This is a genomic window from Curtobacterium sp. VKM Ac-2852, from assembly GCF_013205045.1.
Lineage (GTDB): Bacteria > Actinomycetota > Actinomycetes > Actinomycetales > Microbacteriaceae > Curtobacterium > Curtobacterium flaccumfaciens.
The window spans coordinates 1-21,921 of sequence record NZ_JABMLI010000003.1 but is presented as its reverse complement, the minus strand read 5'-3'; the positions used below and the strand labels follow the sequence as shown (position 1 = coordinate 21,921).

18 protein-coding genes are annotated in these 21,921 nt (G+C 70.3%); 15 read left to right on the top strand and 3 right to left on the bottom strand.

Features of this window, described 5'->3' with window-relative positions:
* Positions 1 to 60: 60 nt before the first annotated feature.
* Positions 61 to 1,224: a mechanosensitive ion channel family protein gene (locus tag HQQ79_RS11255; protein WP_173034381.1), complete on the top strand. Its 1,164-nt coding sequence runs from the start codon at positions 61 to 63 to the stop codon at positions 1,222 to 1,224.
* 128 nt (positions 1,225 to 1,352) lie between these two features.
* On the opposite strand, the gene HQQ79_RS11250 is transcribed toward HQQ79_RS11255, so the two are convergent.
* Positions 1,353 to 1,541, bottom strand: a complete 189-nt coding sequence (locus HQQ79_RS11250) for a hypothetical protein (protein ID WP_027466522.1) — start codon at positions 1,539 to 1,541, stop codon at positions 1,353 to 1,355.
* A gap of 93 nt (positions 1,542 to 1,634) precedes the next feature.
* Here HQQ79_RS11250 and HQQ79_RS11245 point away from each other — a divergent pair, with 93 nt between their 5' ends.
* A complete protein-coding gene (locus HQQ79_RS11245) occupies positions 1,635 to 2,786 on the top strand; it encodes an SLC13 family permease (protein WP_173035288.1) in 1,152 nt (383 codons plus the stop codon).
* A gap of 45 nt (positions 2,787 to 2,831) precedes the next feature.
* Here the strand turns inward: HQQ79_RS11245 and HQQ79_RS11240 are convergent, their stop codons facing one another.
* Both HQQ79_RS11240 and HQQ79_RS11235 read right to left on the bottom strand, forming a co-directional pair.
* Positions 2,832 to 3,803, bottom strand: coding sequence for a magnesium transporter CorA family protein (locus tag HQQ79_RS11240; protein ID WP_071246402.1), 972 nt, complete (start codon positions 3,801 to 3,803; stop codon positions 2,832 to 2,834).
* A gap of 99 nt (positions 3,804 to 3,902) precedes the next feature.
* Positions 3,903 to 6,626 (bottom strand): hypothetical protein, encoded by a 2,724-nt coding sequence (locus HQQ79_RS11235; RefSeq protein WP_173034369.1) that lies wholly within the window; start codon positions 6,624 to 6,626, stop codon positions 3,903 to 3,905.
* Positions 6,627 to 6,852: 226 nt separating this feature from the next.
* Here HQQ79_RS11235 and otsA point away from each other — a divergent pair, with 226 nt between their 5' ends.
* From otsA to HQQ79_RS11170, 13 genes are all read left to right on the top strand, one after another.
* A complete protein-coding gene (gene otsA / locus HQQ79_RS11230; RefSeq protein WP_071246399.1) occupies positions 6,853 to 8,445 on the top strand; it encodes an alpha,alpha-trehalose-phosphate synthase (UDP-forming) in 1,593 nt (530 codons plus the stop codon).
* A complete protein-coding gene (gene otsB / locus HQQ79_RS11225) occupies positions 8,438 to 9,220 on the top strand; it encodes a trehalose-phosphatase (protein ID WP_027466527.1) in 783 nt (260 codons plus the stop codon). The genes otsA and otsB overlap by 8 nt, the downstream gene beginning before the upstream one ends.
* Positions 9,221 to 9,290: 70 nt before the next feature.
* A complete protein-coding gene (gene ilvD, locus HQQ79_RS11220; protein WP_071246395.1) occupies positions 9,291 to 10,985 on the top strand; it encodes a dihydroxy-acid dehydratase in 1,695 nt (564 codons plus the stop codon).
* 45 nt (positions 10,986 to 11,030) lie between these two features.
* Positions 11,031 to 12,854, top strand: a complete 1,824-nt coding sequence (locus tag HQQ79_RS11215; protein ID WP_173034379.1) for an acetolactate synthase large subunit — start codon at positions 11,031 to 11,033, stop codon at positions 12,852 to 12,854.
* Positions 12,851 to 13,351, top strand: a complete 501-nt coding sequence (ilvN, locus tag HQQ79_RS11210) for an acetolactate synthase small subunit (protein WP_017888842.1) — start codon at positions 12,851 to 12,853, stop codon at positions 13,349 to 13,351. The genes HQQ79_RS11215 and ilvN overlap by 4 nt, the downstream gene beginning before the upstream one ends.
* 71 nt (positions 13,352 to 13,422) lie before the next feature.
* On the top strand, positions 13,423 to 14,448 hold the full coding sequence (gene ilvC, locus HQQ79_RS11205) for a ketol-acid reductoisomerase (protein ID WP_027466530.1): 1,026 nt from the start codon (positions 13,423 to 13,425) through the stop codon (positions 14,446 to 14,448).
* 209 nt (positions 14,449 to 14,657) lie between these two features.
* Positions 14,658 to 15,848, top strand: coding sequence for a mannitol-1-phosphate 5-dehydrogenase (locus HQQ79_RS11200; RefSeq protein ID WP_111056057.1), 1,191 nt, complete (start codon positions 14,658 to 14,660; stop codon positions 15,846 to 15,848).
* 59 nt (positions 15,849 to 15,907) lie between these two features.
* Positions 15,908 to 16,372, top strand: a complete 465-nt coding sequence (locus HQQ79_RS11195; protein WP_173034377.1) for a hypothetical protein — start codon at positions 15,908 to 15,910, stop codon at positions 16,370 to 16,372.
* 41 nt (positions 16,373 to 16,413) lie between these two features.
* A complete protein-coding gene (locus tag HQQ79_RS11190; protein ID WP_027466534.1) occupies positions 16,414 to 16,752 on the top strand; it encodes a hypothetical protein in 339 nt (112 codons plus the stop codon).
* Positions 16,753 to 16,909: 157 nt separating this feature from the next.
* On the top strand, positions 16,910 to 18,499 hold the full coding sequence (gene serA, locus HQQ79_RS11185) for a phosphoglycerate dehydrogenase (RefSeq protein ID WP_027466535.1): 1,590 nt from the start codon (positions 16,910 to 16,912) through the stop codon (positions 18,497 to 18,499).
* Positions 18,500 to 18,512: 13 nt separating this feature from the next.
* Complete coding sequence (locus HQQ79_RS11180) at positions 18,513 to 19,586, top strand: 3-isopropylmalate dehydrogenase (protein ID WP_173034375.1); 1,074 nt, start codon at positions 18,513 to 18,515, stop codon at positions 19,584 to 19,586.
* Between the two features lie 15 nt (positions 19,587 to 19,601).
* Positions 19,602 to 20,711, top strand: coding sequence for a branched-chain amino acid aminotransferase (locus tag HQQ79_RS11175; RefSeq protein WP_173034373.1), 1,110 nt, complete (start codon positions 19,602 to 19,604; stop codon positions 20,709 to 20,711).
* 30 nt (positions 20,712 to 20,741) lie between these two features.
* The gene (locus HQQ79_RS11170) at positions 20,742 to 21,512 is read left to right on the top strand and encodes a fumarylacetoacetate hydrolase family protein (RefSeq protein ID WP_027466538.1); all 771 of its coding nucleotides are present in this window, start codon (positions 20,742 to 20,744) and stop codon (positions 21,510 to 21,512) included.
* Positions 21,513 to 21,921: the final 409 nt, after the last annotated feature.

Genomic DNA, 21,921 nt, shown 5'->3' with positions numbered 1-21,921 from the left:
ACACAGCCGACGGTGGCCCGATCCTGAACGACGACCGTCGTCCGTTGCTTGCATGGAGGGATGGACATCCTCCTCCGACTCCTCGTCGCGATCGGGTTCGCCCTGCTCGTCACCGCCGTCGTCGCCCTCGTCCTGCACCTGGTCCTCCGGGCGATCGCGCGCCGGGAACGCTGGGCCGGCGTGCTCTCGCGACGGACGAAGCACCCGTTCCGCACCGTGCTGCTGGTGGTCCTGCTCTGGATCGCCTTCACGTCGAGCATCCCGCGGAACGCCGACGCCTACCCGTGGCGCGACGAGGTCGCGCACGCCTTCCTCGTCGTCACGATCGCGACCGGGTGCTGGCTGGCGTGCCAGGTCGCGATCTTCCTCGAGGACCTGGGGCTGCACCGCTTCCGCATCGACGTGCCCGACAACCGGCAGGCGCGTCGCATCCGCACCCAGGTGCTCATCATCCGGCGGCTCACCGTCGCCGTGCTCGTCATCATCGCGGTCGGCGCGATCCTGCTGACCTTCGACGGGGTCGAGGCGGCGGGTGCGAGCGTGCTCGCCAGCGCCGGCCTCATCTCCGTGGTCGCGGGCCTCGCCGCGCAGTCCACGCTCGGCAACGTGTTCGCCGGCATGCAGCTGGCGTTCTCCGGGTCGATCCGGGTGGACGACGTCGTCGTGGTCGAGCAGCAGTGGGGCCGGATCGAGGAGATCACCCTGACCTACGTCGTCGTGCACCTGTGGGACGACCGTCGGTTCGTGCTGCCGTCGACGTACTTCACGAGCACGCCGTTCGAGAACTGGACGCGGACCGGCAGTGAACTGCTCGGCGCCGTGGAGTTCGACCTCGACTGGCGGGTGAGCCCGGCCGACATGCGGGCGGAGCTCGACCGGATCCTCGACACCTCGACGATCTGGGACCGCCGGGTCAAGGTGCTCCAGGTCACGGACGCCGTCGGGGGACTCGTCCGGGTCCGCATCCTCGTGACGGCACCCGACGCCGGTGGCCTGTTCGACCTCCGCTGCTACGTCCGCGAGGAGATGGTCGAGTGGATCCAGCGCACCCACCCGGACGCCCTGCCGGTGCAGCGGGTGCAGCTCACCGAGCCGAGCGCGACGGCGCCGCGCCGACGCGGACGCCCGGCAGAGGGGGACTCGCAGCTGTTCGGCGACGACGAGCGCGGTGCGCTCTTCACCGGACCGATCCAGACCTCCGGCATCCCGGAGTCCGAGCGCTGACCCGGTGACGGGATCGGCGTGCCCTGGACGGCCAGGACGACGGACGGGAGGCACGGTGCCAGCTGGCACCGTGCCTCCCGTCCGTCCGTCAGTCCGGTCGCGTCTGCGACCGCCTGCCGCGTCTGGTCCTACTGGCGCGCCTTGACCGCGCGGTCGTCCTCGACGACCGTGCCGATCGCCACGATCGTCGTGGCGAGCCACGCGACCCAGGTCAGCGCGAGCCGCCAGTCGCGCGGTCCCTGGCGGGTGGTCTGCAGCACGCTGTAGCCGCTGATGAGCGAACTCCACACCGCACCGTTGAACATGAACTTGCGCACAGAGGCCTCCTGTCGTCGTGCTGACAACGCTACCGGCCCGTACATTGGAGCGCCGCCGGTCACCCTGCCGCGGTGTCTGCCAGAGGAGTGTTCGTGCGTCAAGCGGTCATCGGAGCGGCGCTGCTCGTGGTCGGCGCGGTCTGCGTCGTGTTCGGGCTGCTGCCCCTCGACGATCTCGCCGTCCTCGCCGACCGGGTCCTGCCGGTCCTCGGGTTCGTGCTCGGACTGACCATCGTCGCCGAGCTGGCCGCGGACGCCGGGGTGTTCGACCGCCTCGCCGACGTCGCCGCCCGGGTCGGCGGCGGACGCACCATCGGACTCTGGGGTGCGGTCGTCGTGCTCGCCGTGCTCTGCACCGTCTTCCTGTCGATCGACACCACCGCGGTGCTCCTCACCCCCATCGTCATCTCGCTCGCACGGCGTGTGGGACTGCCCCCGATGCCGTTCGCCCTCACCACGGTCTGGCTCGCGAACACCGCCTCGCTGCTGCTGCCGGTGTCGAACCTGACGAACCTGCTCGCCGTCGACCGGATGGGGCTCGGCGGCCCGCTGCCGTTCGCCGGGCTGATGGCCTGGCCCGCGATCGCCGGGGTGGTCGTGCCGTGCGTCGTCCTGCTCGTGGTGTTCCGGGGCAAGCTGTTCGGCCGCTACTCGCCGGTGTCCGTCCGCACGCCGAGCGACCCCGTGTTCTTCTGGGCCGCCTCCGCCGTGCTCGTCGCGCTCGTCGTCGCCCTGACGGCCGGGGTGACCGTGTGGATCGCTGCGGTCCTGGCCGCAGTGGTGCTCGTCGTGGTCGCGGCGTTCCGTTCCCCGTCCGAACTGCGGGTGTCCCGCGTGCCGTGGTCGACCCTGCTGTTCGCCGCCGGGCTCTTCGTGGTGGTCGAGGCGCTGCACACGACGGGCATCACCGACCCGATCGTGCACGCGCTGCAGGGCGGCACCGGGACCGGCCCGCTGCTGCTGCTCGGCGGTGCGGGCGCGGTGGCGGCGAACGGCATCGACAACCTGCCGGCGTACCTGGTGCTCGAACCGGCCGCCGGGCACGAGGCCGTGCGGTACGCGGCCCTGCTCATCGGCGTGAACGCCGGCTGTCTCATCACCCCGTGGGCCTCGCTCGCGACGCTCCTGTGGCATGCGCGGCTGTCGGCCGAGGGCGTCCACCTGTCGTGGGGCCGGTACATGGCGCTCGGGTGCGTCGTCGCGCCGCTCACGGTCGTCGCCGGGGTCCTGGCGCTCGCGCTCTGACGTCGGCGGGGCCTCGGACCGTTCGGGTGCCGGAACCCTGCGCGGTCAGAGCCAGTCGCGGGTCTTGAAGACGCGGTAGAGCACGAGCGACGACGCGGTGATGATCGCGAGCGACGCCCAGAGCCCGCTCCAGGCTCCCTCGCCCGGGAACTCGACGTTCTGCCCGAAGAAGCTCGTCACCCCCGTCGGGATCGCGATGATCGCCGCCCAGCTGGTGACCTTCTTCATGACGGTGTTCTGCCGGTTCGACGCCAGGTTCAGGGTCGTGTCGAGCACGCTCGACACCGCGTCGCGGAGCTGTTCGACCGAGTCGGCGATCGAGACCAGGTGGTCCTCGACGTCGCGGAAGTACGGCCGGATGCCGTTCGAGATCGTCTCCGCGTCACCGTGCAGCAACGAGGCGACGCTGTCCCGCGTCGGGACGACCAGCCGCCGGAGCACCCCGAGGGTCTTGCGGAGCCGGAACGACCGCCGCTGGATCTGCTGCTCACGGGGGTCGCCCGGCTCGAACAGGTCGTCCTCGAGCGCGTCGATCTGCCGCTCCAGGTCCTCGACGGTGTCGGTGGCCCGATCGACGACGGCGTCGAGCAGCGCCCAGACGAGCCAGGGCACGCCGTGTTCGGCGATGTCGGAGTTCGCGGTGAGCCGGTGTTCCATCGGGGTGGTGTCGACGTCGGACCCGTGGATCGTGACGAGCGCCCGTTCGGTGACGAAGGCCTTGACCTCGTGCGTGATCAGGTCGCCCTCGTCATCCGTGCCGCCCACGTCGTAGACGACCAGGAACAGACTGTCCCGGTACCGGTCGAGCTTCGGCCGCTGTCCGTGCTCGACGGCGTCCTCGACCGCGAGCGCGTGGATGCCGAGCTCCTCCTCGATCTGTTCGAGGTCGGCCGACGTCGGGTCGGTGTAGTCGATCCAGACGAAGGTGTCCGGATCGGCGACGAGGTCGGAGATCCGGTCGACGGGGAAGTCCCGCTCGACCGTGTCGCCCTTGCACCACGCCCGTGTCCTGACCATGCTCGTCAGCCTACTGAGACGGCCGACCCGGGAGATCCCGGGTCGGCCGTCGTGGTGCTGCGGAGCCGCTCAGCCGGCTCCTGCTCAGCCGGCTCCTGCTCAGTAGGCGGAGACGAGCTTGCCGTCCTCCACCTTCAGGTACTGGTTCACATCGAACGAGTCCTCGCCGCGCTTCTTGTCACCGAGGTACGAGGTGTAGCTGTACGAGACGCTCCCGTCCTTCGTGCTCGTCACCATCACGGTGCCGGCGCGGGACGCCTCGACCTCCAGCTCGGGCATCGACGTGACGTCGTACTGCACGCCGTCGGCGGCGTCGTAGGGGCCGTACCAGGGGCAACCGCTCAGGGCCCGGAGCTCGGTCTTCTCGGCGCAGTCGTCGATCAGGTCGGTCACGTACTGCTCGGCGTCCTGCTCGAGTGCCTTGGTCGCCTTCGGTGCGAAGTCGACGTAGCCGGACGTGGCCGCGCCCACGGAGACCTTCTCGGTGCCGCCGGTGAAGTACTTCGTCCCGCCGACCGAGACCTGGTAGGTGCCGGGGTAGGCGAGGGACGTGAACTTGCCCTCGCTGATCTTCCCGATCTCCTTGCCGCCGACGGTCACGGGTGCACCTTCGAGCACGTCGGAGGCCGTCAGGGTGACCTGCTGGGCGAGGGGCTGCGTGACACGCCACTCGTCCTTCACCAGGAACGAGGTGCCCGTGCGCCGCAACGACACCTGGCCGGAGCGGTTCTTGCCGTCCTGCGTGTAGCTCAGGGTGGCGATCGCGGTGTCACCGGTCCGGGCCACCCGGCCGACGCGGATGTCCGACGGGCGGTCCTTCGCGCTCCGGAGCACCTTCGAGTCGAGCATCGCGGCGTCGTCGGGGACCTCGCTCAGGTCGGCGGCGGTGTCGGCGTCACCGCTGGCGATGGCCTGCACGTAGGACTTGACGGTCGGTGCCGGACCCCACACGTTGGCGCGGAGGACGCTCGTCGTGACCGCGCCGGCGATGACGACGACGATCACGGCGCCGCCGGCGATGAGCGAACGGACCAGGATCTTCTTGGACCGCGGGGACATCGGTGCCGGAGCGGGGGCACCACCGCCGATGAACGGCTGCGACCCGTAGGCGGGTGGTGCGCCGTACGGGGGCTGCGTGCCGTAGGGCGGCTGCGACCCGTACGACGGCTGCGCGCCGGAGATCGACTGCTGGCCGTCCGCGGGCTCCTGGCCGGACCCGGCCGGCGGGTACGGGGCCTGCTGGCCGGCGGCCGGGGGAGTGTTCCACGCGGCGGCGGCCGGAGCGTCGGCGGCGACAGGCGCGCCGGGCGCAGCGGGAGCACCGGGAGCGGCCGGGTCGGCGGAGGCGGTGGGTGCCACGGGGGCGCCCGGACCGGCGACGGGCCCGGCCGGGAACGCCTGCGGCACGACGGGGCGGGGGTCCGCCCCGACCAGTCGCGACGTCCGGAGCACCGCGGCACCACCGAGGCGGGGCAGGAGCACCGGAGCGAGGTACCGGGCGACGACCTCGATCACGCCGCCCCACAGGGCGAAGACGATCGGCGTCCACGGCGCGACGCCGATCGACCCCGATGCGTCCACGGAGCTCGTGCTGCTCACCTGGTACGAGGCGACGCCGGTGCCGAGGACGAAGAACAGCAGACCGAGTGCGAACCACACCAGCGGCGTGACGACCCAGTCGAGGGTGGTGCGGATCCGGTCATTGCGGCGGACGGCGAGTGCGAGCCCGGCCGCGACCGAGGTGACGACGACGAACAGCACGACCAGCCAGGTCCAGCCGCCGGCCCCGCCGAACACCGAGGCGGTGTCGCTGGCGGACCCGAAGCCGGAGGTCCCCACACCACCGAAGAACCCGAGCGCGGTCAGCCCGACCGCGACGTTGCCGAGCAGCAGCGGCAACGCGGAGCCGAAGGACGGCTGGGCGACGACGGCGACGACGAGGACGACGAGGGCGACCAGCACGACGAGGACCGTGAGCTGCGACGCGGCGACACGCAGTGTGCCGAGCAGGCGGGCGGCGAAGACGTTGCCACCAGCGAGGACGGAGGGCCGGGCGAGGAGCGCGGCCAGGGCACCGATGACGAACGCGCCGAGGATGCTGCCGACACCGACGGCGTGCACCGGCTCGATGACCGCGCCGGACACCGACGGGAACCGGATCGCGAACAGGGCGGCCGCGACGTTCGTGAGCACGGTGGTCACGAGGCCGGAGACCACCGCGGTGACGAGCACCTGCATGCGACCGAGGCCTCGCGTGCGGATCCGGCGGGTGAGCACGACGGCCAGGACGACCTGCGCGGTGAGCACCAGTGCGGGCACCACGGCGAGCGAGCCCGAACCGGACCCGAGGAACCCGATGGACCCGGACAGGTGCAGACGGCCGAGGTCGGCGAGGGCCACGAGCTGCGCCGGCGCACCGAGCAGGACACTCACGCCGGAGAGCAGGGACTCCACGTCGGGGGCCGAGCCCGCGCCGAGGTCGGTGCCGGACCCGGTGGACGGAGCGGCCGAACCGCTGCCGCCGGATGCGAGCAGGCCCACGGTGATGAGCAGTGAGAGTCCGGCGACGACGTACGCCGCGACCCAGCCGCCGACGGCGGCGAGCACGGCCGCCAGCCAGTCGCGACCGGACACGGAGCGCAGGAAGCGACCGAACGCATCGGACGGCTGCGCGGCGGGGGCGGGCTGACCCGACCACTGCTGCGGGCCTCCAGGCTGCTGCTGCCAGGCGGGCTGGCCGTTCCCGGCGGGCTGGCCAGGACCGGACTGGCCGGGACCGGGCTGCGACGGCGGGACGGGCTGGTTGGGCGGGTTCTCGCTCACGGCTGGGGGTCCTCTCCGACCGGGAGGCCGGCGCCGCACTCCAGCACCCGTGTCCCCCCGACACGTGCCTGCAGCGTAGCGGAACCGCCGATCCGCCGTGAATGCGCTGTCCCCACGCTGGTAACTTCGGCAGCGCGCCCGGCGCACCACGCCGGCCGTCGCACCCGACGCACGACGCACCGACGCACCCGGCCCCGGCCGGGCGGAACGGAGATCACACCACCCCATGCCTGCAGACCGCACCGAACAGACCCGCTACTCGTTCGTCGTCGCCTCCAACCGACTCCCGGTGGACCGCGTCGTCGACCAGGACGGCAACGAGGGCTGGCGGCACTCGCCGGGCGGCCTCGTCACCGCCCTCGAACCCGTGATGCGCGCGAACGACGGAGCCTGGGTCGGCTGGGTGGGGCAGGCCGAGGTCGAGGTCGCACCGTTCGACAACGAGGGCATCCACATCGTCCCCGTCCCGCTCTCCGACGACGACGTCGAGGAGTACTACGAGGGCTTCAGCAACGACACGCTCTGGCCGCTGTACCACGACGTCATCGAGCACCCGAGCTACCACCGCGACTGGTGGAACGCGTACAAGCGGGTGAACGAGCGCTTCGCCACGCAGATCGCCGAGATCGTCGAGCAGGACGGCATCGTCTGGGTGCAGGACTACCAGCTGCAGCTCGTGCCGGCCCTGCTCCGTGCGAAGCGTCCCGACCTGACGATCGGCTTCTTCAACCACATCCCGTTCCCGCCGGTCGGCATCTACGCGCAGCTGCCGTGGCGTGCGCAGATCCTCGACGGGCTGCTCGGCGCCGACGTCATCGGCTTCCAGCGCCACGACGACGCCAGCGACTTCCTGCGCGCGGTGCGGCACATCAAGGGCTACACGACCAAGGGCACCACGATCGATGTCCCGGTGGACGACCCGGCAGCCCCGCGCAGCCGCAAGGGCATCACGGTCCGGCACGTCGAGGCCAGGCACTTCCCGATCTCCATCGACGCCGAGAGCTTCGAGGCGATCGCCCGCAAGCCCGAGGTGCAGGAGCGTGCACGCGAGATCCGCGAGAGCCTCGGCAACCCGAAGACGGTGCTGCTCGGTGTCGACCGGCTCGACTACACCAAGGGCATCCGCCACCGCATCAAGGCCTTCGGCGAGCTGGTGGAGGACGGCCGCATCGCGGTCGAGGACGCCACCCTCATCCAGGTCGCGAGCCCGAGTCGCGAGCGTGTCGACTCCTACGCGGCGCTCCGCGACGAGATCGAGCTGAGCGTCGGCCGCATCAACGGCGACCTCGGCGTCATCGGCCACCAGCCGATCTCGTACCTGCACCACGGCTACCCGCGCGAGGAGATGGTGGCGCTGTACCTGGCCGCCGACATCATGCTCGTCACCGCACTGCGCGACGGCATGAACCTGGTCGCGAAGGAGTACGTCGCCGCCCGCTTCGACAACGACGGGGTGCTCATCCTGTCCGAGTTCGCCGGTGCCGCCGACGAGCTCAAGCAGGCCGTGATCGTGAACCCGCACGACATCGGGGCGCTCAAGGACTCGATCGAGCGCGCCATCCAGATGCCGCGGCGCGAGCGGTCGACGCGCATGCGCGCGCTCCGCAAGCGCGTCCGCGACAACGACGTGGCGCGCTGGTCGCGCTCGTTCCTCGAGGCGCTCGACCGGCACGCGCCGCGGAACGCCCAGATCGACCCGTCCGCCGCCGACCCGCGCGAGCAGCACCGTGAGGCGCAGACCGACAACATGTCGATCTTCGACCAGGACGCCCAGTCCGCCAGGGCTGCCGAGGACACCCGGGAGGCACGTGATGACTGAGACCACCACCGACCAGACCGCCATCGACGCTGCCCTCGAAACGCTCGCGGCTGCGCCGCGACTGATCGTCGCCCTCGACTTCGACGGCACGCTGGCCCCCTTCGCCGACGACCCCTCGCAGGTCGGCGCGCTGCCCGGCTCGTGGGCCGCGGTCCTGACCCTGCACCGTGCGAAGGACACCGAGGTGGTGCTCGTGTCCGGGCGTCCGCTCGGCAGCCTGGCCGCGGTGACCCATGCACCCGAGGACATGGCGCTCGTCGGCTCGCACGGTGTCGAGTGGCGCGTGGACGGCCACGACGAGGCCGCGCTGTCCGATGACGAGGTCGGTCGTGTGGCTCGGATCGGCGCCGCGCTCGACGCGGTCGGCGAACGGTTCCCGGGCGTCGTCATCGAGCACAAGCCCGCGGGGCACGGGGTGCACACGCGCCGCGTCTCCGCCGAGGTCGCTGCCGAGGCGAACGCGGCGGCGAGCCGTGCCGCGCACGAGGCCGACCCCGAGGTGCTCGAGCGCGGTGGCAAGGACATCGTCGAGTTCGCGGTGCGACACGTCACGAAGGGCGACGCGATCGCCCGGCTCCGCGAGTTGCACGGCGCCGACGCGGTGTTCTTCGCCGGCGACGACGTCACTGACGAGGACGCCTTCCGCGTGCTCGGCGACGGCGACGTCGGCGTGAAGGTCGGGCCGGGCCAGACCCGGGCCGGGTACCGCATCGCCGACCCCGCGGCCCTGACCGGGGTCCTGAAGCAGCTGGCGAGGCTCCGCGCCACCCGCTGATCGCGGGCCCGGAGCATGAGAATGCACGGGGGTGCACGGCTGGTATCCCAAAGCGTCCTAGACTCATCCCATGCCTGATATCGACGTCAAGCCGCGCAGCCGGGTCGTCACCGACGGGATCGAAGCAACCACCTCGCGTGGCATGCTGCGGGCCGTCGGTATGGGAGACGAGGACTGGAGCAAGCCGCAGATCGGCATCGCGTCCTCGTGGAACGAGATCACGCCGTGCAACCTCTCGCTCGACCGCCTCGCGCAGGGTGCGAAGGAGGGCGTGCACTCCGGTGGCGGCTACCCGCTCCAGTTCGGCACCATCTCCGTCTCGGACGGCATCTCGATGGGCCACGAGGGCATGCACTTCTCCCTCGTCTCGCGTGAGGTCATCGCGGACAGCGTCGAGACCGTCGTCAACGCCGAGCGCCTCGACGGCACCGTCCTGCTCGCCGGCTGTGACAAGTCGCTGCCCGGCATGCTGATGGCCGCCGCGCGCCTCGACCTGGCGAGCGTGTTCCTCTACGCGGGTTCGGTCATGCCGGGCTACGTGAAGCAGGCCGACGGCACGATGAAGGAGGTCACCATCATCGACTCCTTCGAGGGCGTCGGTGCCTGCAAGGCCGGCACCATGAGCGAGGAAGAGCTCAAGAAGATCGAGTGCGCCATCGTCCCGGGTGAAGGTGCCTGCGGTGGCATGTACACCGCCAACACGATGGCGAGCGTGGCTGAGGCCCTCGGCATGTCGCTGCCGGGGTCCGCCGCCCCGCCGAGCGCCGACCGTCGCCGCGACTACTACGCGCACCGCTCCGGCGAGGCCGTGGTGAACATGCTCGAGCACGGCATCACCGCCCGCCAGATCCTCACCAAGGAAGCCTTCGAGAACGCGATCGCCGTCGCGATGGCCCTCGGCGGCTCCACCAACGTCATCCTGCACCTGCTCGCGATCGCCTACGAGGCCGAGGTCGAGCTGTCGCTGGACGACTTCAACCGCATCGGTTCCAAGGTCCCGCACCTGGCCGACATGAAGCCCTTCGGCAAGTACGTCATGGTCGACGTCGACCGCAACGGCGGCATCCCGGTGATCATGAAGGCGCTGCTCGACGCGGGCCTGCTGCACGGCGAGTGCATGACCGTGACGGGCAAGACCGTCGCCGAGAACCTGGCCGAGATCGACCCGCCGGCACTCGACGGCGAGGTCTTCCGCACGCTCGACAACCCGATCCACGAGACCGGTGGCCTGACCGTCCTGCAGGGCTCCTTCGCCCCCGAGGGCGCCGTGGTGAAGACCGCGGGCTTCGACGCCTCCGTCTTCGAGGGCCCCGCCCGCGTGTTCGACCGCGAACGTGCGGCGATGGACGCCCTGACCGAGGGCAAGATCGAGAAGGGCGACGTCGTCGTCATCCGCTACGAGGGCCCCAAGGGCGGCCCGGGCATGCGCGAGATGCTCGCCATCACCGCGGCCATCAAGGGCGCGGGCCTCGGCAAGGATGTACTACTCTTGACCGACGGTCGATTCTCAGGCGGCACAACCGGCCTGTGCATCGGCCACATCGCACCGGAAGCAGTGGACGCAGGTCCAGTCGCTTTCGTTCGTGATGGCGACCGCATCCGTGTCGACATCGCGGCTCGCTCGCTCGACCTACTGGTCGACCCGGCCGAGCTGGAGGCCCGCCGTGACGGCTGGGCCCCGCTGCCCCCGCGCTACACCCGCGGAGTCCTCGCGAAGTACGCCAAGCTCGTCAAGTCCGCCGCCCAGGGCGCGGTCACGGGCTAGCGTCCGACACCCGCACCACCGCCACCACTCAGGCAAGGACCACTCATGCCCACGGAAGCAACTCCGTTGTCCGCGGCCGCCGGTGCACGCCGGTCGCCGGAGATCCTGACCGGCTCGGGAGCCGTCCTCCGGACGCTCGAGCACCTCGGGATCACCGACGTCTTCGGCCTGCCGGGCGGCGCGATCATCCCGTTCTACGACGAGCTGATGGCGTCGACCACGATCCGCCACATCCTCGTCCGTCACGAGCAGGGCGCCGGCCACGCCGCCGAGGGCTACGCCTCGTCGTCCGGCAAGGTCGGGGTCGCCATCGCGACGTCCGGCCCCGGTGCGACGAACCTCGTCACGGCCATCGCCGACGCCTACATGGACTCGGTGCCGTTCATCGCGATCACCGGTCAGGTGTTCTCGACGCTGATGGGCACCGACGCGTTCCAGGAAGCCGACATCGTCGGCATCACGATGCCCATCACGAAGCACTCGTTCCTGGTGACCGACCCGGCCGACGTGCCGGCGACCCTCGCCGCGGCGCACCTCATCGCGACGACCGGTCGGCCCGGTCCCGTGCTGGTGGACATCACGAAGGACGCCCAGCAGAAGTCGGCGCCGTACGTGTGGCCGCCCAAGATCGACCTGCCCGGTTACCGCCCGGTGACCAAGGCGCACGGCAAGCAGATCACCGCGGCCGCGCAGCTGCTGTCCGAATCGAAGCGCCCGGTGCTCTACGTCGGCGGCGGGGTCATCCGCTCCCGTGCGACCGCCGAGCTGCTCCGCTTCGCCGAAGCGACCGGTGCGCCGGTCGTCACGACCCTGATGGCGCGCGGCGCGTTCCCGGACTCGCACCCGCAGCACCTCGGCATGCCCGGCATGCACGGCACGGTGCCCGCGGTGCTCGGCCTGCAGGACAGCGACCTCATCGTCGCCCTCGGTGCCCGCTTCGACGACCGCGTGACCGGCAAGGCCGACGAGTTCGCCCCGGACGCCAAGGTCGTGCACGTCGACATCGACCCGGCCGAGATCTCGAAGATCCGCTTCGCCGACGTCCCGATCGTCGGTGACGCCCGCGAGGTCCTGGTCGACCTGCTCGACGCCTGGGGCGGCATCGCCGTCGATGACCGCGCGTCGACCGACGAGTGGTGGGCAAAGCTCCACCAGCTCAAGACCGACTTCCCGCTCGGGTACGCCGAGCCGACCGACGGACTCCTCGCGCCGCAGGGCATCATCAAGCGCATCGGTGAGCTCTCCGGTCCCGAGGCCGTCTACGCCTCCGGTGTCGGCCAGCACCAGATGTGGTCCGCGCAGTTCATCAAGTACGAGCGGCCCAACGCCTGGCTCAACTCCGGTGGCGCCGGCACGATGGGCTACTCGGTCCCCGCGGCGATGGGTGCGAAGGTCGCACAGCCGGACCGCGTGGTCTGGGCGATCGACGGCGACGGCTGCTTCCAGATGACGAACCAGGAACTCGCGACCTGCGTCATCAACGACATCCCGATCAAGGTCGCGATCATCAACAACTCGTCGCTCGGCATGGTCCGGCAGTGGCAGACGCTGTTCTACGACGGCCGGCACTCCTTCACCGACCTCGAGACGGGGCACGCCTCGCGCCGCGTCCCGGACTTCGTGAAGCTGGCCGACGCCTACGGTGCCCTCGGCATCCGCGTCGAGAAGGCCGACGAGGTCGACGCCGCGATCGAGCTCGCCCTGGCGACCAACGACCGCCCGGTGGTGATCGACTTCGTCGTGAGCCGTGACTCGATGGTCTGGCCGATGGTCCCGCAGGGCGTCAGCAACTCGTCCATCGAGTACGCCCAGGCACTCGCGCCCACCTGGGACGACGAGGACGCCGACATGACGGGAGAAACCGCATGAGCCACGTCCTCTCCCTCCTCGTGGAGGACAAGCCCGGTCTGCTGACCCGTGTCGCCGGACTCTTCGCCCGGCGCGGGTTCAACATCGAGTCGCTCGCCGTCGGCAACACCGAGGTGGACGGCCTCAGCCGGATCACGGTCGTCGTCGACGTCGAGGACCTCCCGCTGGAACAGGTGACGAAGCAGCTCAACAAGCTGGTGAACGTCATCAAGATCGTCGAACTGGACTTCTCGCAGTCGGTCCAGCGCGAGCACATGCTCGTGAAGGTGCGCGTCGACAACCAGACGCGCTCGGCGGTGCTCGAAGCAGTGAACCTGTTCCGTGCCCAGGTCGTCGACGTGGCGACCGACTCCCTGATCGTCGAGGTGACCGGCGACCCCGGCAAGATCCAGGCGATCCTCCGCGTGCTCGAGCCCTACGGCGTCAAGGAGCTCGCCCGCGCGGGCCTCCTCGGCATGGGCCGCGGACCGAAGAGCATCACCGACCGGGTGCGCTGAGCGCCCGTCACACCCTTCCCGGGCGCCGATGGTGCCCGGCACAGACCACAGAACCAAGGAGACACACCCTCGTGACTGACATCGTGTACGACGCCGACGCCGACCTGACGCTCATCCAGGGCAAGAAGGTCGCCGTCATCGGCTACGGCTCGCAGGGCCACGCCCACGCCCTCAACCTCCGTGACTCGGGTGTCGAGGTGAAGATCGGCCTGCAGGAGGGCTCGAAGAGCCGGCAGAAGGCCGAAGAGGCGGGCTTCGAGGTCCACACCCCGGGCGACGCCACCGCCTGGGCCGACGTCGTCGTCATCCTCGCGCCGGACCAGGTCCAGCGCATCGTCTACGCCGAGGACATCCGCCCGAACCTCAAGCCGGGCGCGACGCTCGTCTTCGGCCACGGCTTCAACATCCGCTTCGGCTACATCGAGGCGCCCGAGGGCGTCGACGTGTCGCTCGTCGCGCCGAAGGGCCCGGGGCACACCGTCCGCCGCGAGTACGAGGCCGGCCGTGGCGTCCCCGTGATCGTCGCCGTCGAGGTCGACGCGTCCGGTTCCGCCTGGGACCTCGCGTGGTCGTACTCCAAGGCCATCGGTGGCCTCCGCTCCGGCGGCATCAAGACGACCTTCACCGAGGAGACCGAGACCGACCTGTTCGGCGAGCAGGCCGTCCTCTGCGGTGGCACCTCGCAGCTCATCCAGTACGGCTTCGAGACCCTGGTCGAGGCGGGCTACCAGCCGCAGATCGCCTACTTCGAGGTCCTGCACGAGCTCAAGCTCATCGTCGACCTCATCTGGGAGGGCGGCCTCACCAAGCAGCGCTGGTCGATCTCCGACACCGCCGAGTTCGGTGACTACGTCTCCGGCCCGCGCGTGATCTCGCCGGACGTCAAGGAGAACATGAAGGCGGTGCTCGCGGACATCCAGAACGGTGCCTTCGCGAAGCGCTTCATCGAGGACCAGGACGCCGGCGCTCCGGAGTTCAAGGCGCTCCGTGCCAAGGGCGAGGGCCACCCGATCGAGGCCACCGGCCGTGAGCTCCGCGCGCTCTTCGCATGGAAGCAGAACGACGGCGACTACGTGGACGGCTCGGCCGCGCGGTAGTCTTCCGAGAACCACTCGATGACGAGGCGGCGGTGCACCTGCACCGCCGCCTCGCGATGTGACCCGAACGTTATGCAGCAGCTCTTCTCCAGCCCCGACGCCGCGGACCGGCGTCCCTCCGCCGTGCGCGCGGACGATTCCCGACACCCGTCGGCCGTGCTGCGCACCCGCGGTCAGGACCGCCCCGACCAGCATGGGATGATCGTTCGATGGCGGTGACGAAGCGAGCGGTCCACATCGGCGCCGGCAAGATCGGGCGTGGGTTCGTGGGCCAGTTCCTCGTGGCGAGCGGCTACGAGCTCACCTTCGTCGACGTCGACGAACGCGTGGTCTCGGCCCTGAACGAAGCCGGCCGGTTCGTGGTGCACGAGGTCGGCGAGATGCCGGTCGAGCACCTCGTCTACGGGTTCCGTGCGCTCAGCAGCAAGACCGACCGCGAGCGTGTGGTGCAGGCCATCGCCGAGGCCGACGTGGTGACCACCGCCGTGGGCGCACGCACGCTCCCGCTCGTCGCGCCGCTCATCGCCGAAGGGCTCGCGGCACGTCCGCTCGAGCGCGGTGACGTCACGATCGTGGCCTGCGAGAACGCGTTCAACGCGACCGACTCCCTGCACGCCAGCATCCGCCGCGCCCCCATCCTCGAAGACCGCGACATCGCCGCCGTCTTCGCGAACTGCGCGATCGACCGCATCGTCCCGGACCAGTCCGGTGTGCTCGGGCAGTCCGGCGGCCTCGACGTCGTGCTCGAACCGTTCTACGAGTGGGTCATCGAGCGCACCCCGTTCCTCGGCTCCGACGCCGAACCGCCGACGATCGAGGGCGTCACCTGGGTCGACGACCTGCAGCCGTTCGTCGAGCGCAAGCTCTACACGGTCAACACGGCGCACGCCACCGCCGCCTACCACGGCTACGTGCGGGGCATCCGGCTCATCCGCGAAGCACTCGAGGACGACGCCGTCCGCGCCGAGGTCGACGGGGTGCTCGCCGAGACCACCGCACTGCTGATCGCGAAGCACGGCTTCGACCCCGAGGACCACGCGCGCTACGTCGCCGCAAACCTCTCCCGTATCGCGAACCCGCACCTGCCGGACTCCACGGCACGCGTCGGCCGCAACCCGCTCCGCAAGCTCGGCCGTCGTGAACGCTTCGTCGGCCCGGCGTCGCAGCTCGCCGAGCGCGGCCTGCCCGTCGAACACCTGCTCGGTGCGGTCCGCGCGGCGCTCGCGTTCGACGACGAGAACGACCCGGAGTCGATCGAGCTGCACGCACTCCTGCGCTCCGGGGCGACCGCGCACGCGCTCACCGAGATCCTCACGGGCCTGATGGAGAGCCACCCGCTCTTCCCAGCCGTCCGCGACGTGGTCGCCGAGGTCCTCGCGACGCAGCCGGCCGACGTCTGACGTCGGCCTCCCGGCCGCCGCTGGTCTCCCCGGTGTCGTGTCCCTCGTAGAATCGGGGCATGACCACGGCAGCATCCCCACCAGACGGGTCGATCGACCCGGACGTGCCGAACGCCGTCGACACCGACGACGCAGCCCTCAGCTGGGGTGACGCGGACGACGCCACCCACGTCGACGCGGCGCACAACCCGGTGGCGGTGCGCGACCGCGGAGACCGTGACCCCGAAGCACCCGAGACCTCCGGCGCCCTCGTCGGGTTCGGCGTCTTCGGTGGCCTCTACCTGCTCTACACGGTGGCCTGGCTCCTCACCGCGTCGACCGCGTACGTCTCCGGCGTCGACACCGTCCTCACGCTCTTCGTCGAGGTGCTCCGCTTCCTCGCGATCCTCGCGCCGGCACTCTGGTTCACGGTGGTGCTCTGGGCAGCGCGCAGCAGCCGCACCCGGACCCGCCTGCTCTGGATGCTCCTCGGCGCCGTCGTGCTCTTCCCCTGGCCGTTCCTCCTGACGCGGAGCTTCGGGTGACCGGGGCAGTGCCGGCGACGACCCGCCGGAACAGTGCCCCCGTGGTCGCGAAGATCGTGGTCTGGGTCGTGTTCGCGGCGCTGTTCGCCTACATGACGGTGCAGGCCGTCGGCAACCTGACGCAGATCAACCAGCGGGTGGACGCCTTCAACGCGTTCCTCCAGACGACCTCGGGTGGCGACTCGCTGCAGACCAGCACCCCGTGGCTGTGGCTCGTGCTCGACATCCTCATCGCGCCGGTCGCGTTCGTCGCGGCGATCGTCATCACCCGGCGCGCGAGCCTGCCCGTCACGATCGCGGTGTTCGTGGTCGCGTTCGCGGGTGCCGGCGCCCTCTGGCTCGACCTCCAGCTGTTCGTCCCGACGCTGCTGGACTTCTGACGTGACCCGCCCACGGCCAGGAGGCACGGTGCGGCCCCGCCCCGCGCCTCCCGGCCGTCGTGTGGTTCTCCACAGGACCGCTCCCGCGGTCGTAACCACCGGCCCGCGTCGATAGCATGGTGGGATACCAACCGTCTCGAGTGAGGAAACAGCTGCTGTGTCGAAGCCGGTCGTCCTGATCGCCGAAGAACTCTCGCCCGCAACGGTCGACGCCCTCGGGCCCGACTTCGAGATCCGGAACGTGGACGGCACCGACCGTCCGGCGCTCCTGGCGGCGCTGTCCGACGCGCACGCCGTCCTCGTGCGGTCCGCCACCAAGATCGACGCCGAGGCGATCGCCGCGGCACCGAGCCTGAAGGTCGTCGCCCGTGCCGGCGTCGGCCTCGACAACGTCGACATCAAGGCCGCGACGACCGCCGGCGTGATGGTGGTGAACGCCCCGACCTCGAACATCATCTCGGCGGCGGAGCTCACGGTCGGGCACATCCTGTCGCTCGCGCGGCACATCCCGGCCGCCCACGCCTCGCTGGCCGCCGGTGCGTGGAAGCGCTCGTCGTACACCGGTGTGGAGCTCTACGAGAAGACCGTCGGCATCATCGGCCTCGGCCGCATCGGCGCGCTCATCACCCAGCGGCTGCAGGCCTTCGGCGTGACGGTCATCGCGTACGACCCGTACGTCACCACGGCACGTGCGCAGCAGCTCGGGGTCGAGCTCGTCTCCCTCGACGACCTGCTGCGCCGAGCGGACTTCACCACGATCCACATGCCGAGGACGCCGGAGACCCTCGGCATGATCTCGGACGCCCAGTTCGCCCTGATGAAGCCGACCGCGTTCGTCGTGAACGTGGCCCGCGGCGGCCTGATCGACGAGGACGCCCTGCACCGTGCACTCACGGCGAACACCATCGCCGGCGCCGGCCTCGACGTCTTCGTCGCCGAGCCCCCGAAGGACTCGCCGCTCCTGGCACTCCCGAACGTCGTCGTGACGCCGCACCTCGGTGCCTCCACCGACGAAGCGCAGGAGAAAGCAGGCGTCTCGGTCGCCAAGTCGGTCCGTCTCGCCCTCGGCGGCGAGCTCGTGCCCGACGCGGTGAACGTGGCCGGCGGGGTCATCGACCCGTACGTGCGCCCCGGCATCCCGCTCGTCGAGAAGCTCGGCCAGGTCTTCACCGCCCTGGCGACCTCGCCGGTCACGAGCATCGACGTCGAGGTGCACGGCGAGCTCGCCGAGTACGACGTCAGCGTGCTGAAGCTCGCGGCGCTCAAGGGCGTCTTCACCGACGTCGTGAGCGACCAGGTCTCGTACGTCAACGCCCCGCTCATCGCCGAGCAGCGCGGGGTCACCGTCCGCCTCATCACCGAGACCGACAGCCCCGAGTACCGCAACGTGCTGACGATCCGCGGTGCCCAGTCCGACGGCCCGGCGATCAGCGTGTCCGGCACGCTCACCGGCCCGAAGCAGGTCGAGAAGCTCGTCGAGATCAACGGGCACGACGTCGAGGTGCCGCTCGACCGGCACCACGTCGTCATGGAGTACACCGACCGACCGGGCATCGTCGCGGTCTACGGCAAGGAGTTCGGCCAGGCCGGCATCAACATCGCCGCGATGCAGATCTCGCGCGAAGCCGCCGGTGGCCAGGCGCTGAGCGTCCTGACGGTCGACTCGCCCGTGCCGGCCGAGATCCTCGAGCACGTCCGCTCGGCGATCGACGCGTCCTCGCTCCGCGAGATCGACATCACGCTCTAGGGGAGTGGCGGACATGAGCAGCGCGCAGACGATCCGACTCGCGGTCATCCGTGGTGACGGCATCGGCCCCGAGGTCGTCGACGAGGCCCTGAAGGTCCTGAACGCGGTCCTGCCGGATGACCTCGTGGTGCAGGAGACCCCGTTCTCCCTCGGCGCCGCACGGTACCTGGAGACCGGCGACATCCTGACCGACGACGACATGGCAGCGATCGCGCAGCACGACGCGATCCTGCTCGGAGCGGTCGGCGGTGACCCGCGTGATCCGCGGCTCGCCGGGGGCATCATCGAGCGCGGGCTGCTCCTCAAGCTCCGCTTCGCGTTCGACCACTACGTGAACCTCCGGCCGACGACGGTGCACCCGGCCGTCCCGACGCCGCTCGCCGACCCCGGCGAGGTCGACTTCGTGGTCGTGCGCGAAGGGACCGAGGGGCCCTACGTCGGCAACGGCGGTGCCATCCGGACCGGTACCCCGCACGAGATCGCGACCGAGGTCTCGTTGAACACCGCCTTCGGTGTCGAGCGGGTCGTGCGGTACGCCTTCGCGCTGGCTGACCGACGCCCGCGTCGCCACCTGACCCTCGTGCACAAGAGCAACGTCCTGGTGCACGCCGGAGCCCTCTGGCAGCGCACCGTCGCGGCCGTCGGCGCCGAGTACCCGGACGTCACGGTCGACTACCAGCACGTGGACGCGGTCACCATCCACATGGTGCGCGACCCCGCACGGTTCGACGTCATCGTCACCGACAACCTGTTCGGCGACATCATCACCGACCTGGCCGGCGCGATCAGCGGCGGCATCGGTCTGGCGGCCTCGGGCAACATCAACCCGGACGGCACCTTCCCCAGCATGTTCGAACCGGTCCACGGTTCCGCGCCGGACATCGCAGGTCAGCAGCTGGCCGACCCCACCGCCGCGATCCGTTCCGTCGCCCTGTTGCTCGACCACATCGGTCGCGGTGACCTGGCGGCCGCGGTGACGGCTGCGGTGGAGTCCGACCTCGCCGACCGGGGCACCACGCCGCGTCGCACGGCCGAGATCGGCGACGCGATCGCCGCCGCGGCCACGGCACGCACCACCACCGCCTGAGAAGGAGTCCTCCCCATGAGCACCGACACCGCCTTCGGACTCGAGTTCGCCAGCACCCCGTCCGCCGACCGTCGCGCGGCCGCCGAGCGCGAGCAGATCCTCGCCGACCCGGGCTTCGGCAAGCACTTCACCGACCACATGGCGACGGTCGAGTGGACGCTCGACGACGGCTGGCACAGCGCGTCGATCCACCCGTACGGGCCGCTGTCCCTCGACCCGAGCGCGAGTGTCCTGCATTACGCCCAGGAGATCTTCGAAGGGCTCAAGGCCTACCGGCACGCGGACGGTTCGGTCTGGTCGTTCCGACCGGACGCCAACGCCCGGCGATTCCAGCGGTCCGCGCGACGGCTCGCTCTGCCGGAGCTCCCGGTCGAGGCGTTCGTCGAGTCGATCCGGCAGTTGGTGCAGACCGACGTCGACTGGGTGCCCTCGGCGCCCGAGACCAGCCTGTACCTGCGGCCGTTCATGATCGCGACGGAGTCGTTCCTCGGTGTCCGGGCGGCACAGGCCGTCGCGTACCACTGCATCGCGAGCCCGGCCGGTGCGTACTTCACCTCGGGCCCGAAGCCGGTGTCGATCTGGCTGTCGACGCAGTACGCCCGTGCCGGCAAGGGCGGGACCGGTGCGGCGAAGACCGGCGGCAACTACGCCTCGTCGCTGCTGCCCCAGCAAGAGGCCTACGAGCACGGCTGCCAGCAGGTGATGTTCCTCGACTCGGTGGAGGGCAAATACCTCGAAGAGCTCGGCGGCATGAACGTCGTCCTGGTCAAGTCCGAAGGCACCCTCGTCACGCCCGACTCCGACTCGATCCTCGAAGGGATCACGCGTGACTCGATCCTGCAGCTGGCTGAGGACCGCGGCCTGACCGTCGAGAAGCGCCGGGTGACCCTCGACGAGTGGCGTGACGGTGTCGCCGACGGCTCGATCACCGAGGCCTTCGCGTGCGGCACTGCCGCCGTGGTGACCCCTATCGCCGAACTCCGGGGCGACGGCTTCACGATCGGTTCGCCGACCGTCGGGGCGGGCGAGCTCACGATGTCCCTGCGCGACGAGCTCACCGACATCCAGTACGGCCGTCGTCCCGACCCGCACGGTTGGATGACCAAGCTGACCGACGCGTCCTGATCGACCGGCGGGCGTGGGTAGGGTCGAACGGTGAAGATCGCACGGTTCAGCAGCAAGGGTGAAGACCCCCGGTACGGCATCCTCGACGAGCGCGCTCTGGTGGTGCTCGCGGGAGACCCGATGTACCAGGGGTTCGAGACCACGGGGGAGCGCGTGGCACTCGCCGACGCCAAGCTCCTCGCCCCCGTCATCCCGCGCTCGAAGGTCATCGGCGTGGGGCTCAACTACTCGGAGCACGCCTCGGAGATGGACGAGCGCGCCGGCGACGACCCGGTGGTGTTCCTCAAGCCGAACACCTCGGTGATCGGTCCGGACGAACCCATCCGCCTCCCCGCCGACATCGGACGCGTCGACCACGAGGGCGAACTCGCCATCGTGATCGGCTCGCTCGCGAAGAACGTCCGGCGTGAGGACTTCGCGAGCGTCATCCTCGGCTACACGATCGCCAACGACGTGACCGCCCGTGACCTGCAGGCGCGCGACGGGCAGTGGACCCGGGCGAAGGGGTTCGACACCTTCTGCCCGCTCGGCCCCGTGATCGAGACCGAGATCGACCCGTCGGACATCCGCATCGAGACCCGCGTCGACGGTGACCTCCGGCAGGCGGCCTCGACGAACGAGATGGTGCACGACATCCCGTCGCTCGTCGAGTTCGTGTCCTCGATCTGGACCCTGCTGCCCGGTGACGTCATCCTGACCGGGACCCCGGCCGGTGTCGGACAGATCCGCGACGGCGAGATCGTCGAGGTCACCATCTCCGGCATCGGTTCGCTCAAGAACCCTGTCATCGCCCGGCACTGACAGCGCTGCCGAACGGCCCGTTCCCCCAGATGGGGAGCGGGCCGTTCGTCGTTATCGGTGCAGTGCCCAGCCGCGGCGCAGATGGCGACACGCCCGGGATGTGGCCCGGCTTGGCGCTGCCGTTCACCTCTGCGTAAAGTAATCACTCGTTGCCGCTGAGGCGGAGAACGGAACGGCCGAGACGATCACCGGGTTGAACACCTGGAGATGCAGTCCGGACGGGGTCCCGCTCAGGCAACCAACTCCTCGGAACCACGACCTCTGGTTGTGCGCCCAGGATGTTGTACAAGACGAATGCCTCTCTGGCGGAACCTTTTGTGGGTCGAGCGGGGAGTGCGTCTGGTCCTTGAGAACTCAACAGCGTGCACATTGTCAATGCCAATTTATTGATTGACCTCGTGCCTGGTCG

What these genes read in the sequence shown, in the direction of transcription:
- HQQ79_RS11255 (WP_173034381.1), top strand. Translation starts at nt 61, where the DNA reads ATGGACATCCTCCTCCGACTCCTCGTCGCGATCGGGTTCGCCCTGCTC.
- HQQ79_RS11240 (WP_071246402.1), bottom strand. Translation starts at nt 3,803, where the DNA reads ATGGTCAGGACACGGGCGTGGTGCAAGGGCGACACGGTCGAGCGGGAC.
- otsA (WP_071246399.1), top strand. Translation starts at nt 6,853, where the DNA reads ATGCCTGCAGACCGCACCGAACAGACCCGCTACTCGTTCGTCGTCGCC.
- otsB (WP_027466527.1), top strand. Translation starts at nt 8,438, where the DNA reads ATGACTGAGACCACCACCGACCAGACCGCCATCGACGCTGCCCTCGAA.
- ilvD (WP_071246395.1), top strand. Translation starts at nt 9,291, where the DNA reads ATGCCTGATATCGACGTCAAGCCGCGCAGCCGGGTCGTCACCGACGGG.
- HQQ79_RS11215 (WP_173034379.1), top strand. Translation starts at nt 11,031, where the DNA reads ATGCCCACGGAAGCAACTCCGTTGTCCGCGGCCGCCGGTGCACGCCGG.
- ilvN (WP_017888842.1), top strand. Translation starts at nt 12,851, where the DNA reads ATGAGCCACGTCCTCTCCCTCCTCGTGGAGGACAAGCCCGGTCTGCTG.
- HQQ79_RS11200 (WP_111056057.1), top strand. Translation starts at nt 14,658, where the DNA reads ATGGCGGTGACGAAGCGAGCGGTCCACATCGGCGCCGGCAAGATCGGG.
- HQQ79_RS11195 (WP_173034377.1), top strand. Translation starts at nt 15,908, where the DNA reads ATGACCACGGCAGCATCCCCACCAGACGGGTCGATCGACCCGGACGTG.
- HQQ79_RS11180 (WP_173034375.1), top strand. Translation starts at nt 18,513, where the DNA reads ATGAGCAGCGCGCAGACGATCCGACTCGCGGTCATCCGTGGTGACGGC.
- HQQ79_RS11175 (WP_173034373.1), top strand. Translation starts at nt 19,602, where the DNA reads ATGAGCACCGACACCGCCTTCGGACTCGAGTTCGCCAGCACCCCGTCC.